Annotated in this window: 11 protein-coding genes; 3 read left to right on the forward strand and 8 right to left on the reverse strand. The window is 59.8% G+C overall.

The window, feature by feature from the left end; translation table 11 throughout:
* Nucleotides 1-7: 7 nt before the first annotated feature.
* Nucleotides 8-313 carry a chaperone modulator CbpM gene (locus ACM110_RS21835; RefSeq protein ID WP_338584471.1) on the forward strand — a complete coding sequence of 102 codons (306 nt, stop codon included), beginning with the start codon at nt 8-10 and terminating at the stop codon, nt 311-313.
* Nucleotides 314-437: 124 nt separating this feature from the next.
* Here the strand turns inward: ACM110_RS21835 and ACM110_RS21840 are convergent, their stop codons facing one another.
* Nucleotides 438-1,565 carry a sensor histidine kinase gene (locus ACM110_RS21840; RefSeq protein WP_416129398.1) on the reverse strand — a complete coding sequence of 376 codons (1,128 nt, stop codon included), beginning with the start codon at nt 1,563-1,565 and terminating at the stop codon, nt 438-440.
* A gap of 247 nt (nt 1,566-1,812) precedes the next feature.
* Here ACM110_RS21840 and ACM110_RS21845 point away from each other — a divergent pair, with 247 nt between their 5' ends.
* Nucleotides 1,813-6,135: a dermonecrotic toxin domain-containing protein gene (locus ACM110_RS21845; protein WP_416129399.1), complete on the forward strand. Its 4,323-nt coding sequence runs from the start codon at nt 1,813-1,815 to the stop codon at nt 6,133-6,135.
* On the forward strand, nt 6,080-7,081 hold the full coding sequence (locus tag ACM110_RS21850) for an NEL-type E3 ubiquitin ligase domain-containing protein (protein WP_416129400.1): 1,002 nt from the start codon (nt 6,080-6,082) through the stop codon (nt 7,079-7,081). The genes ACM110_RS21845 and ACM110_RS21850 overlap by 56 nt, the downstream gene beginning before the upstream one ends.
* Before the next feature lie 66 nt (nt 7,082-7,147).
* Here the strand turns inward: ACM110_RS21850 and ureC are convergent, their stop codons facing one another.
* The 7 genes from ureC to urtE all read right to left on the reverse strand — a co-directional run bounded on the left by ureC (nt 7,148) and on the right by urtE (nt 12,464).
* Nucleotides 7,148-8,848 carry an urease subunit alpha gene (ureC, locus tag ACM110_RS21855; protein WP_416129401.1) on the reverse strand — a complete coding sequence of 567 codons (1,701 nt, stop codon included), beginning with the start codon at nt 8,846-8,848 and terminating at the stop codon, nt 7,148-7,150.
* 168 nt (nt 8,849-9,016) lie between these two features.
* Nucleotides 9,017-9,325: an urease subunit beta gene (locus tag ACM110_RS21860; RefSeq protein WP_416129402.1), complete on the reverse strand. Its 309-nt coding sequence runs from the start codon at nt 9,323-9,325 to the stop codon at nt 9,017-9,019.
* Entirely contained in the window at nt 9,325-9,858 is a 534-nt protein-coding gene (locus tag ACM110_RS21865; RefSeq protein ID WP_416129403.1) for a GNAT family N-acetyltransferase, read from the reverse strand. Before ACM110_RS21865 ends, ACM110_RS21860 begins: the two co-directional genes overlap by 1 nt.
* Nucleotides 9,859-9,864: 6 nt before the next feature.
* Entirely contained in the window at nt 9,865-10,398 is a 534-nt protein-coding gene (locus ACM110_RS21870; protein ID WP_416129404.1) for a GNAT family N-acetyltransferase, read from the reverse strand.
* Nucleotides 10,399-10,407: 9 nt separating this feature from the next.
* On the reverse strand, nt 10,408-10,710 hold the full coding sequence (gene ureA / locus ACM110_RS21875) for an urease subunit gamma (protein ID WP_007907366.1): 303 nt from the start codon (nt 10,708-10,710) through the stop codon (nt 10,408-10,410).
* A 173-nt stretch (nt 10,711-10,883) separates the two neighbouring features.
* Nucleotides 10,884-11,723 carry an urease accessory protein UreD gene (locus tag ACM110_RS21880; RefSeq protein ID WP_416129405.1) on the reverse strand — a complete coding sequence of 280 codons (840 nt, stop codon included), beginning with the start codon at nt 11,721-11,723 and terminating at the stop codon, nt 10,884-10,886.
* Between the two features lie 42 nt (nt 11,724-11,765).
* On the reverse strand, nt 11,766-12,464 hold the full coding sequence (urtE, locus tag ACM110_RS21885; protein ID WP_008031204.1) for an urea ABC transporter ATP-binding subunit UrtE: 699 nt from the start codon (nt 12,462-12,464) through the stop codon (nt 11,766-11,768).
* Nucleotides 12,465-12,471 lie beyond the last annotated feature (7 nt).

Here is a 12,471-nt window from a genome sequence, read left to right on the forward strand (position 1 = left end):
GCCCGTCATGAGCAACCCCCTGATCGTTCAATTGGACCTGGCAGAATTCTGTGAGGCGACCGATTTGTCGGACGTCTACGTCATCGAAATCGTCGAGCACGGCATCCTCGAACCTCAGGGTGCCGTGCCCAAGGACTGGCGTTTTACCGATTACGAACTGACCCTGGCCAAGCGTGCCGCCAAACTGCGGCACGATCTGGAGCTGGAATGGGAAGGCGTCGCCCTGGCGCTGGATCTGCTTGAAGAAGTGCAGCAACTGCGGGCGGAGAACCGGATGTTGAAGCAGCGGTTGGGGCGGTTGGTGGTTGAATAGTCTTTAGTTGTTTCTATGTTGCCTGTTCTGGCGCTATCGCCAGCAGGCTGGCTCCCACAATTGACTGCGTTCCCCTGTGGGAGCCAGCCCTGCTGGCGATGAACGATAACGCGGTAATCCTGAATTACACCTTTCTGGGTAACACCACGGTAAACAGCGTGCCGTCAGCCTCATTCGAGCTGACCTCAATCGTCCCCTGATGGGCATCCACCACTTCCTTGACGATAAACAACCCCAGCCCAAGGCTGGTGGTGGGTTCGCCGAGTTCTTCGCTGGCGCTGCGCACCAACGGGTCGAAAATCGTTGGAATCGCATCGGCAGGGATCGGTATCCCGTCGTTGTGCACGGTCAACTGAACGCTGGTCGCATCGCCCTTGAGCGTCAAGGTCACTTCACGTTTGTCCGAGCCATGCTGCAGCGCGTTGCCGATCAGGTTTTGCAGCATCTGGTCCAGCCGCCTCGGATCCCACACACCCTGGGTGTCGCCCACGATGTCCAGGGTCGGATCGCATTCGGGCTGGGCGGCGCTGGCCCGGGCGATGGCGTCCTGCGTTGCCTGGGCCAGATCCATGGGGGCCGGCTCGATCGGCAGGCTCTTGCCCAGACGACTGCGCACCAGCTCCAGCAGGTCGTTGACCATCATAGACATGTGACCGGTGCCGCGTTTTATGTGGGTTGCGCACTTCAACGCATCGCCTTCGAGGTTGGCTTTGCGCAACAGCATTTCGGTGGACATGCTCACTGCTTGCAGTGGGGTGCGCAGGTCGTGGCCGAGAATGGCCAGGAAAATGTCCCGCGAGCGATTGACCAGTTCGGCGTAGGTGGCCGTGGACTCGGCCAGGGCTTCATCGATGGCCTCATTGAAACGGATCATGTCCTGAAAGTAGGCCATGTCGGGGGATTCGAGGCTGTTGACCCACAGGCGAATCACGCACGCCCGTAGATGGCGGAATTCGCTGGTCATCTGCACCAGATCGAAACCCACGGTGTGGCGCAGTTCGCCATGGCTGGCGCCGGCCTCATCCAGGCTCGGGGTTTTCTCCGGGCCTTCGCCACGGGACTTGGCCGCTTGTTCACCGGGACTTTGGGGTTTGGTCATGTCCCGCGCTGCGGCCAGCAGAATCGAGCGCGCATGGTCGCGCAACGCCGGGCCATCCATGGTGTCGGCGGCAGGGGTGATGGTTTTGGCGAACAGCTCCCACTCATCGACGATGCGGTCAACGTTTTTGACGATGAACTCGGAAAGACGCATGGCGGTTACCTGAGCATGAAACGGGGGCGGCGAATCGAATAGTAGTCCCTTTGGCGGGAAAAACACGACCGCTCATGCACAGGCACGAACCGAGGCCTCTGTGGCGGTACTTATGTATCGCCGACTCGCTGATTTTCGAACGGTCCGAGCCGTTTCAGCGGGTCGCTCCAACAGTTATTTGGACTTTTGTTTCGGGCGAGGGTGAATAAGCTGGTGACTCCTTTCTTGTCATCAAGGTGACTCAAACGTGTCTGATTTGCATGGAAGCAATTCACAGAAAATGCCTGGAAACCCGGCCAGCGAAAATAACGGCGTGCACTACCGTCGCGTGTTCGATGCGATTCCGGGCGCCATAAAGAATGCGTCGTTGCCGAGACTGAAAGCCCTTCAGGCGCTCAAGCCTCAGGTGCCCGATTGGTACAGCGGTGCGCGGGAAATCGACCGTCAATTCCTCAAGGAACTGTTTGACGAACGCTGGCGCCTGCAAGGCGTGCTGGACACGACGCTGGGCGACTTGCAGCACGACATCAAGGCTTTCGCCGAACCGCTGCTCAGTGCGTCAATGCAGTCGAAATTCGCTACGGTCGAGAACATCCATGAGCTCACCGTGCAACTGGAAGTGCCGAGCAGGATCATCTTCGGCATTGATACCGGGGCCAGTCGCGTCAGGCATTCCACACTGCTCGAAGCGGCGCTGCACAATTTCGAAGAGGCCGAAACTGCCGAAGACGCGTGGCGAAACAGCTCTGGCATCTACTGCAAGGATGGGCGTGGCAGTCTTGCTCTTGAACCGAATATCAAGCTGCCGGAGTTCGCCTCGTTATGCCGAAGTCTGGACATCGGCGCTCAGTATCAGCAGCACATCAAGAGTGTCCTGCTGCCGGCGACCGCACAGGCGCAGCGGACCTTGCAACAAGACTCGATCGCCAGTGAAAAGGCAGCTTTTCATGTCGCCACCCTGATCGCCCGGTTGAAGGGCGACATCAGCGATCATGCCTACGGCAAACTGGGTCAGTTGCGCGAGGGCCAGGTTAACCCCACGTTGTACGACCAGCCGTTGCATTGCCATCGCCTGTCACTGATGGGCTGCAGGCTGACCGGCATCGTGCTGTTCAGTGCGGACGCCGAACCTTCGCAAGTCAAACTTGAAATCGAAGCGTTGACGCCGGCGCTGCTGAGCTTCTGGATCGATTGGTCCCGGCGTATCCCATTACTGCCCGGGCAGGATTACGATCGATTCAAACTGTTGCAGGCTTTTTTCGCCAATGGGCCCCAGGGGTTGAGTGATGAGCTTTTGCGCCGGGAAGATATCTACCAGCAAAGTCGTTTGTCCGGGCCGCTGATCGCCTACGTGCCGGACGATCCGGACCATCCCTTGAAGGAGTATCCGTCGCTGACCGTCTTCATGAAGGAATTGATTGGTCAGTTGAGAAACACGGAATATCAGGCCTTTTTCGGCCGCTTTGTCGCGCAGAAGGACAAAGCGTTGTTTTCCACTCGGGTCAACGAACGCCTCACAACGTTCACCTGGCATGAGCGCGAACCGCTCGACATGGGGCCGTGGTGGCGTGAAACGGCAGTGGAGAATCCCGACGCCGAGCCCGTCACCAATCGTGTTGATGGTGATTTGTGGATAACGCTGTTTCGCGAGCGTCGCAACAAGGCCATCGCCGACGCCAGGCTCATTGCCGTGCCGACCGATGATGAGGACGCGACTGCCCGCTTCAAGCGCTTGACCGGTTATCTATCCATCGGCTGGAACGTGTTCAATTTTGCCGCAATGCTGGTGCCCGGACTGGGTGAAGCCGTGCTCGGGATCATGGTCGCGCAAATGCTTGCCGAGGTGGCCGAAGGCGTCGAGGACTGGAGCAAGGGTGACAAGGAACAAGCCTCGGCCTATTTCAACGGAGTCCTGATCAATTTCGCGCAATTAGCGCTCATGGGCACCGCACATGTGTTGCCCGGCGCCAGTGTCGCGCCGATCAAGGTCGCGCCGTTCGTCGAGGGGCTCAAGCCCGTGGAAATCGGTGGCAAGACGCGATTGTGGAATCCGGACCTCGGCCCCTATGAACAGCCGATCGCTTTGCCGGACGGGGCGAAGGCCAGCGATCAGGGACTGTACCGACATCAGGATCAGGACCTGCTGCGGCTCAATGACAAAAGCTATGAGGTCAGGCAAGACCCGAACACTGGCGAGCATCGTTTGCAACACCCGACCCGCGCTGACGCCTATCAGCCGCTGCTGGAGCACAACGGCGCCGGTAGTTGGAAGACTGAGCTCGACCAACCACTTGAATGGGATCGACGCGCAGTGCTCAGACGTTTGGGGGCTTCGGCGGATGGATTCTCCGATGAAACCCTGGAGCAGGTTCTGACCGTCAGCGGCGTGCACGAAAACACTCTGCGTCGGCTGCATGTAGAACATGAAACCCCAAACGCACTGTTGGCCGATACACTCAATCGCTTCAAGGCCCACAGCGATGCCGAAGCCTGTGCGCAACAGATTCTGGCCAATCGGATTGATGACGAGTGGGCTGACTACTCGCTGCGGCTCATGACGGAATTACGCGGCTGGCCTGGTGACAAGGCCATCGAAGTGTTCGAGGGACCGGACCTGACCGGTACATCGATAAAGGACGGCTACGCCGATGCGTCAACGACCCATACCTTGCAGATAACCAGATCTGAACTGCGAACGGGTCAGTTGCCCCAACGGGTAGTGAGTTTTCTTGATGAACCTGTACTACGCGAACTGCTCGGCGAATGGTACTCCGGTGATGGGCTGAAGCGTGCCCAAGCGCTGCGTGATCAGTGGGCGGCGCAGGCGCGTCAGCGCAAAAGTCAGTTGTTCGAGTTGTTGTACAAGAACCGGACACGGTCGAACGATCCATGGGTGAATCTGCTCAAGGGGGATGGGGCAGAAATCTCCACCAGTCAGGCGCAAGTGCTGCTCAGTGAAGCGCATCCTTCGGATGTGCAACATTTGCGCGAAAAACAACGCGTGCCGTTGCGGCTGGCGGAGCAAACCCGCAAAGCAGCAGAGCAACTGCGCATGACAAGGGCTTATGAAGGCCTGTACCTCGACGGACTGCACAATCGCGATACCGCACGCCTGGAGTTGCATTCGCTGGCCGCTCTGCCGGGCTGGCCTGCGGATCTTCGTGTGGAAATCCGCGAGTACTCATTCGAGGGACCATTGACCGACAGTCTCGGCCCCGTCGACGCGACGACCCGCAAAGTGCTGATTTGGGGCGAGGATGGCAAATACGAAGCACGCGATGACAGCGATCAACACCTGCACGGCGCAGACAATTTGTACGCCGCCGTGCTACACGCCTTGCCCGACGCGCAACGAACAACACTGGGTTTTGGGATCGACGAGGCGTCGCGGCTTGAGCAAGCGATAAAAGCACGCCCGCTGGATCGCTCCGTGTTTGAGCCGATGCTGCGGAACAACCCGAACTTCAAACCGACGTACGACCCGGCCAGCATGCGCCTGCGTGGCGGCATGCCGGGTTACGCACAGCAAGTGCAGCGCGGGATTGGCCTGCGGCGACGGGCGCACGGGTTGTATCCGGGGTTCACGCCAGAGGAAGTTGAGAATTTGCTGACGGAATTCAGCCAGGGCGAAGGCTCGGTGCATGAGCGGCTTGCCGCGCTGGAAGCCGAGTTCAATCAGTTGAACCATGCGATGCAACGCTGGGTGTACTCATCGACGCAGTCGTTTCGCTTCAGCGCCGCGGGCACAGCGGAGTGGAGTGCACGAAATCAGCTCTACAAAATGATCAGGCAATGCTGGCAGCGAACCGGGCCCGAAGGCATTGAGGCTTCCGGCGTCGTACGGCCACAGGCATTGAAACTGGACAACATTCCCAGGCTGAGCCAACTGCTGGAAACCCTTCCCAAGCTGGAAGCCAACTTTGACCACGTCACCAGCCTGAGCCTGCGCGGTGGCGAATTGCGTTCCGCGCACTTGCCGTTCCTCGACTCATTCCATCAGGTGCGCTACCTCAACCTGCAAGACAATCTGCTGACAGCTGTTCCGCAGGTGCTGAAAGACATGCGACATCTCACCGATCTGTTCCTCAACGACAACCGCATAGAGCTGGACGTACTTGCGGTGGACCGATTGAAGAAACTCACTCGTCTACAGATGTTGGGGTTGCGGGGCAATCCGTTGAAGCTTGTGCCGGATATCAGCCGGATGCCGCATTTGCAGGTGCTGTTGCTGAATGACACCGGGCTGGACACCTGGCCGGTCGGGTTGTTTTCGCAGTCGCGGCCACGCAGCATCTATCTTGATCTGAGCCGCAACCCGATCAGACGGATACCCGAAGTTGCCCCTGGCTCGTTTCGCGCCGAGTTGCTGGCGCGCACGGTGATCAGTCGGGAGCCGCGCTGGATATCGCAGGAAAATCTCGACACCCTCAAGTTCTACATCGAGTCGGTCGGCATGGACCCTGAACGTCGGTATCCGCCCCGAGGCGCTGGACAGTGCCGACTGGTGGATGGGCATGACACAAAAACAATGGGAGGCCAGGCAACTTGTGTGGAACGCGGTCGAGGATGAATTCGACTCGATGTCGTTCTTCAATGAAATCCGCCAGCTCACCCAATCCGCTGATTTCAAGGCCGGTGACACTTACCAAACGGAACTGACCGCCAAGGTGTGGCGCATGCTGGAAGCCATGGCCGGCGACAGTGAGTTGCGCGTCAAACTGTTCAGCGAAGCGGCATCCACCACTCAGTGCGTGGATGGCGGTACGCAACTGTTCAACGCCATGGGTGTGCAGGTGCTGATTCATGAGGCTTACGCCCTGGAACGCGCAGACCTGATCGAGGCGCAATTGCTGGAGCTGGCCCTGGGCAAGTCGCGGCTTGATGAGCTCGGGGCCATCGCACGTCAGCGAGTGGCGGCGCGCTTGGCGAAGGGCGAGCAATTGCGTCGCATTGACGGTCTTGGCAATGTCGCCGGCACCATTGATGAGGTCGAGGTTCACCTGGCCTACATGACCGATCTGGCCAAGCGCCTTGATCTGCCATGGCAGGCGCGGGGCATGCAGTTTCGCAAGATCGCCGGGGTCGACAAGGAAATGATCGAGGCGGCGTTCCAGCGGATCAAGGCGCTGGAGGAAGGTGATCTGTTGACTGACCGCGTCTTCGAACAACCGCTCTGGAGAACCTGGCTGGAGTCCACTTACCGCGAGGAACTCAATGGCCTGAAGCGTCGTATCGACGCCACTACCGATTTGCAGGATGCGTTGCAGCGCAGGTCCGAAGGGACGCAATTCACCGCTGAGGAAAAAGCTCGGGTGGAAGCGGAAATCAAGGCGCTGTGTGGTGAGCTGGGCAAACATGAAAGTGATTTCGCGGATGGCCAGCTCATGACGGACGAGGCGTATGTTCAAGCCTTGAATGACATCGACCGGCAGATCACACAACAACTGAAAACGCTGACCCGCGAAGCGATGGTTCGGGCCAAACTGGATCGGCTGCGGATTGAACCTGCTCAGTAATCCCGGAAAAAGCAAAGGCCTCGACACGCTGTGTACGAGGCCTTTGTTTGTGGCGCACCCGCCGATTCAGAACAGGAAGTAACGCTGGGCCATCGGCAGGGTTTCCGCCGGTTCACACCACAGCAAAACTCCATCGGCCTTGACCTGATAAGTCTGCGGGTCGACGTCGATGTTCGGCAGGTAATCGTTGTGGATCAGGTCGGTTTTCTGCACCTCGCGGCACCCTTTGACCACGGCGATTTTCTTCTTCAGCCCCAGCGCTTCAGGCAAGCCTGCTTCGTGCGCTGCCTGGCTGATAAAGGTCAGGCTGGTGGCGTGCAGCGAGCCGCCGTAACTGGCGAACATCGGGCGGTAGTGCACCGGTTGTGGAGTTGGAATCGAAGCGTTGGCGTCGCCCATCAGACTGGCCGCGATGGCGCCGCCCTTGAGGATCAGCGTCGGTTTTACGCCAAAAAACGCCGGGCGCCAGAGCACCAGATCCGCCCACTTGCCCACTTCCACCGAACCCACTTCATGGCTGATGCCATGGGTGATCGCCGGGTTGATGGTGTATTTGGCGATGTAGCGTTTGGCGCGGAAGTTGTCGTTGTCTTGACCGTCCAGCGGCAGGGGGCCACGCTGCTTTTTCATCTTGTCGGCGGTCTGCCAGGTGCGGGTGATCACTTCGCCGACACGGCCCATGGCCTGGCTGTCGGAGCTGATCATCGAGAATGCGCCGAGGTCATGGAGGATGTCTTCGGCGGCAATCGTCTCGCGGCGGATGCGGCTTTCAGCGAACGCCACGTCTTCGGCAATGCTCGGGTCCAGGTGGTGGCAGACCATCAGCATGTCGAGGTGTTCATCGATGGTGTTGCGGGTGAACGGCCGGGTCGGGTTGGTCGAACTCGGCAGCACATTGGCAAAACCGCAGGCCTTGATGATGTCCGGCGCGTGACCGCCACCGGCACCTTCGGTGTGGTAGGTGTGGATGGTGCGGCCCTTGAATGCGCCGAGGGTGGTTTCGACGAAACCGGATTCGTTGAGCGTGTCGGTGTGGATCGCCACCTGCACGTCGTACTGGTCGGCGACGTTCAGGCAGTTGTCGATACTCGCCGGGGTGGTGCCCCAGTCTTCATGCAACTTGAGGCCGATGGCGCCGGCCTTGACCTGCTCGATCAACGGTTCCGGCAGGCTGGCGTTGCCCTTGCCGGTGAGGCCGATGTTCATCGGAAATGCATCGGCGGCCTGGAGCATGCGCGCCAGATGCCACGGCCCGGAGGTGCAAGTGGTGGCGTTGGTGCCGGTGGCCGGGCCGGTGCCACCGCCGATCATGGTGGTCACGCCGCTCATCAGCGCCTCTTCGATCTGCTGCGGGCAGATGAAGTGAATGTGAGTGTCGATGCCGCCGGCCGTGAGGATCATGCCTTCACCGGCGATCACTTCGGTGCCAGCGCCAATGGCGATGGTCACGTTGGGCTGGATGTCCGGGTTGCCGGCCTTGCCGATTGCCGCGATGCGCCCATCCTTGAGGCCGACGTCCGCCTTGACGATGCCCCAGTGGTCGATGATCAGCGCATTGGTGATCAGGGTGTCGACCACTTCGGCGGCCAACAACTGGCTTTGGCCCTGGCCGTCACGGATGACTTTACCGCCGCCGAATTTCACTTCTTCGCCGTAGGTGGTGAAGTCTTTTTCCACTTCGATCCACAGTTCGGTGTCGGCCAGACGGACCTTGTCGCCGACGGTGGGGCCGAACATGTCGGCGTAGGCTTGTCTTGAGATTTTCATGCGCTTGCCTTGAGATTCAATTGATTTGGAGACCGCTCGCATTACTCGCTATCGCAGCCTCGCTGCGCTCGACAGCTCCTACAGGTGTTCGCGCAGCAATCGCGCACCCGGTCCCTGTAGGAGCTGTCGAGCGAAGCGAGGCTGCGATCTTTCGGGACACCGCAATTGTCAGTCGAGATCGCCCATGATCCGTCCGGCAAACCCGAACACCCGGCGATGCCCGGCCAGGTCCACCAACTCGATATCGCGGCTCTGCCCCGGTTCGAAGCGCACGGCGGTGCCGGCGGGAATGTTCAGGCGCATGCCGCGACTGGCGGCGCGGTCGAACGTCAGGGCGTCGTTGGTTTCGAAAAAGTGATAGTGCGAGCCGACCTGGATCGGCCGGTCACCGCTGTTGGCCACGGTCATGCTGATCGTGCGGCGACCGAAGTTGAGTTCGATGTCGCCGGGCTGGATCTGGTATTCACCGGGAATCATCAATGGGCTCCTTGCAGAACTTTGTAATAGAGGGCGGTCGGCTTGTAGAGGCCGCTCGGATCGCAGGCGTAGTCGGGAATTTCACCGGCGCGGGTGTAACCCAGAGCCTTGTAGAAGTCTTCGGCGGGCGAGCCGGCTTCAGTGTCGAGGTAGAGCATGCCGCGTTTGTATTGCAGCGCGGCCTGTTCCAACGCGGTCATCAATTGTTGGCCCAAACCACGACGCCGAGCGTGCTCGCGCACCAACAGTTTCTGCACCTCGGCGCGGTTCAAACCATTGGCTTTCTGGCACAGTCCCAGTTGCACGCTGGCTTGCACCTGTTCGTCCTTGACCACCACCCACAGCAACACATTGCCCTTGTTCAGATTCTCCTGAACCTCATCGAAATACGCGCGGGCCTGCGTGGCATCGAGGTCGGCCATGAAGCCGACGCTGGCGCCATAGCCGACGGCATCGAGCAATAAATCGATCAAACCCTGACGATAGTGCGCAAAGCTTTCAACGTTGACGCGTCGCAGTTGGGCGGGGTTCATGGGCTATCACTCCTTGTTGGCGGCCGGTGGTTGCGCGCCAGGATTGAGGGTCAGTTGCATGAAGGTCAGGTCCAGCCAGCGACCGAACTTGGTGCCCACCTGAGGCATCTGCCCGGTGGTCACGAAACCGATACGCTCGTGGAGACGGATGGAGGCGGCGTTGCCACTTTCGATGGCAGCGACCATCACGTGTTTGCCGCAGCCCTTGGCGCGCTCGATCAGCACGTCCATCAATTTTGGCCCGAGACCGTTGCCACGCTGATCGCTGCGCACGTAGACCGAGTGCTCGACGGTGTGACGGAAGCCGTCGAACGGCCGCCAGTCGCCAAACGAGGCGTAACCCAGCACGGTGTTGTCTGCGTCGACGATCACCAGAATCGGGTAAGCCTGGGACTGTCGGGCGCTGAACCAGGCCTGACGGTTGCCGAGGTCAACGGCCTGTTCGTTCCAGATCGCAGTGGTGTTGAGCACCGCGTCGTTGTAGATGTCGCGGATCGCCGGCAGGTCGGCATGCACCGCGTCGCGTATTTGGTAAGTCATGGCATGGCCTCAGGCGATCGGTTGGTGGACGGTGACCAGTTTGGTGCCGTCGGGGAAAGTCGCTTCGACCTGAATTTCCGGGATCATTTCCGGGATGCCTTCCATCACTTGTTCGCGGCTGAGCAGGGTGGTGCCGAAGTGCATCAACTCAGCGACGGTCTGGCCATCGCGGGCGCCTTCGAGCAGCGCCGCGGAGATATAAGCCATGGCCTCCGGATAATTGAGTTTCACACCGCGAGCCAAACGCCGCTCGGCGACGAGGCCGGCGGTGAAGATCAGCAGCTTGTCTTTTTCACGTGGGGTCAGGTCCATCGTTGGAATCCATTTTTGGCAGAATGAAAATCTTGCGTGTTACACCTTGTAGGAGCTGTGTAGGAGCTGTCGAGTGAAACGAGGCTGCGATCTTTTGATCTGGATTTTGATCTTCAGCGGCACAAAAAGATCGCAGCCTCGTTTCACTCGACAGCTCCTACAGGGAAATGTGTTCAGGTGTTCCATATTCTGGGTGGGACGGCCTCGCGACCCAGCAGGGCGGGGCGCAATAATTTCCAAAGTTCGATCAGCCAGCCTCGGGCAAGTAACGCTTCGCTGGCCAGGCACCGCGCAACCAACAACCCCGGCAACTGCGTCAGATCCCCGCGCACGTTGTGAGTCAGCGAGCGGCACTGTTCCAGCAAATCGCTATCGATCTCGCCCGTCACCAACAAGGTCGCAAACACCGGTTGCCCATCCAGCCCAATCGGCGAATCAAGCAAGCCGTCATCCCCGACAATGCGCTGGCGTTCGTGCCAGAGCAACTGGCCGTCGCGACGGATATCCAGTTGCGCCTGAAAATGCCCGAGGTCGAAGCGTTCGCCGCTGGCCGGGCGACCCAGCGCTACCACGTCCCAGTAGAACAGACGGGCATCGCCTTTCAGATCGATGTGGGTGCTGAGTTCAGCCTGCGCCGCACTGAAAATGATCGTCTCCTGCGGCAGCCATTCCAGTGTCGCACCGGCCGCCACTCGCAAGTCCAGCCGCTGATAGGCGGGACCGGCCGCGCGATACCACTTGGCCGCGCCGGGGCTGGTGATCTGTGCCCAGGCGTCGCTGCCGACGCTGGCCGAGATGTCCAGTCGATCACCCCCGGCAATCCCGCCCGGCGGGTGGACGATGATGTGCTGGCAGACTTCAGGCCCTTCGGCATACAGGTGCTTTTGCACGCGCAAGGGGCCAATGTGACGGCGCTGGACCGGGCGCGTGCTGTCGCCGAAGCGGGCGTAGCCCAGCTCCAGCTCGGCGTGCCAGCTCGGGGTGAACAGCATTGTTTGGGCAGGTAAATTCATGATTTCTAATTATCGTTAGGTCGCTACAGATTAGATCGTGCTCTAAATCGTGACTAGGCCGCGCACACCTTCGGCTTCCATGTTTTCGCCACGTCCCTGCTGCACGATCTCGCCCCGGGACATCACCAGGTATTGATCGGCCAGTTCAGCGGCGAAATCGTAGAACTGCTCCACCAGCAGGATCGCCATGTCGCCACGGGCCGCGAGTTTTTTGATCACGGCACCGATCTCCTTGATCACCGACGGCTGGATACCTTCGGTCGGCTCATCGAGAATGAGCAGGCGAGGGCGGCTGGCCAGGGCACGTCCGATGGCCAGCTGTTGTTGCTGGCCGCCGGACAGGTCGCCACCTCGGCGTTGCTTCATTTGCAGCAACACCGGGAACAGCTCGTAGATGAACGCCGGGACTTCTTTCGCCTCACTGCCGGGGAAGCGTGACAGGCCCATCAGCAGGTTTTCTTCCACGGTCAGGCGACCGAAGATTTCACGGCCTTGCGGCACGTAAGCGATTCCGGCATGCACACGTTGATGCGGCTTGAACGTGGTGATCGGTTTGCCTTCCCAGTTCACCGCACCTTCCTTGGCCGGCAACAAACCCATCAGGCATTTGAGCAGAGTGGTCTTGCCCACGCCGTTGCGCCCGAGCAGGCAAGTGACTTCGCCGACCTTCACGTCAAACGTCAGGCCGCGCAGGATGTGGCTACCGCCGTAGTACTGGTGCAGTTTGTCGACTTGCAGCATTCTCAAA

Origin of the sequence: Pseudomonas sp. NFX98 (assembly GCF_047784845.1) — a bacterium.
Lineage (GTDB): Bacteria > Pseudomonadota > Gammaproteobacteria > Pseudomonadales > Pseudomonadaceae > Aquipseudomonas.

Coding starts and splice junctions, on each gene's coding strand:
- ACM110_RS21880 (WP_416129405.1), bottom strand. CDS start 11,723: ATGAATTTACCTGCCCAAACAATGCTGTTCACCCCGAGCTGGCACGCC.
- ACM110_RS21850 (WP_416129400.1), top strand. CDS start 6,080: ATGACACAAAAACAATGGGAGGCCAGGCAACTTGTGTGGAACGCGGTC.
- ACM110_RS21840 (WP_416129398.1), bottom strand. CDS start 1,565: ATGCGTCTTTCCGAGTTCATCGTCAAAAACGTTGACCGCATCGTCGAT.
- ureA (WP_007907366.1), bottom strand. CDS start 10,710: ATGGACCTGACCCCACGTGAAAAAGACAAGCTGCTGATCTTCACCGCC.
- ACM110_RS21865 (WP_416129403.1), bottom strand. CDS start 9,858: ATGAACCCCGCCCAACTGCGACGCGTCAACGTTGAAAGCTTTGCGCAC.
- ACM110_RS21870 (WP_416129404.1), bottom strand. CDS start 10,398: ATGACTTACCAAATACGCGACGCGGTGCATGCCGACCTGCCGGCGATC.
- ACM110_RS21860 (WP_416129402.1), bottom strand. CDS start 9,325: ATGATTCCCGGTGAATACCAGATCCAGCCCGGCGACATCGAACTCAAC.
- ACM110_RS21835 (WP_338584471.1), top strand. CDS start 8: ATGAGCAACCCCCTGATCGTTCAATTGGACCTGGCAGAATTCTGTGAG.
- ureC (WP_416129401.1), bottom strand. CDS start 8,848: ATGAAAATCTCAAGACAAGCCTACGCCGACATGTTCGGCCCCACCGTC.
- urtE (WP_008031204.1), bottom strand. CDS start 12,464: ATGCTGCAAGTCGACAAACTGCACCAGTACTACGGCGGTAGCCACATC.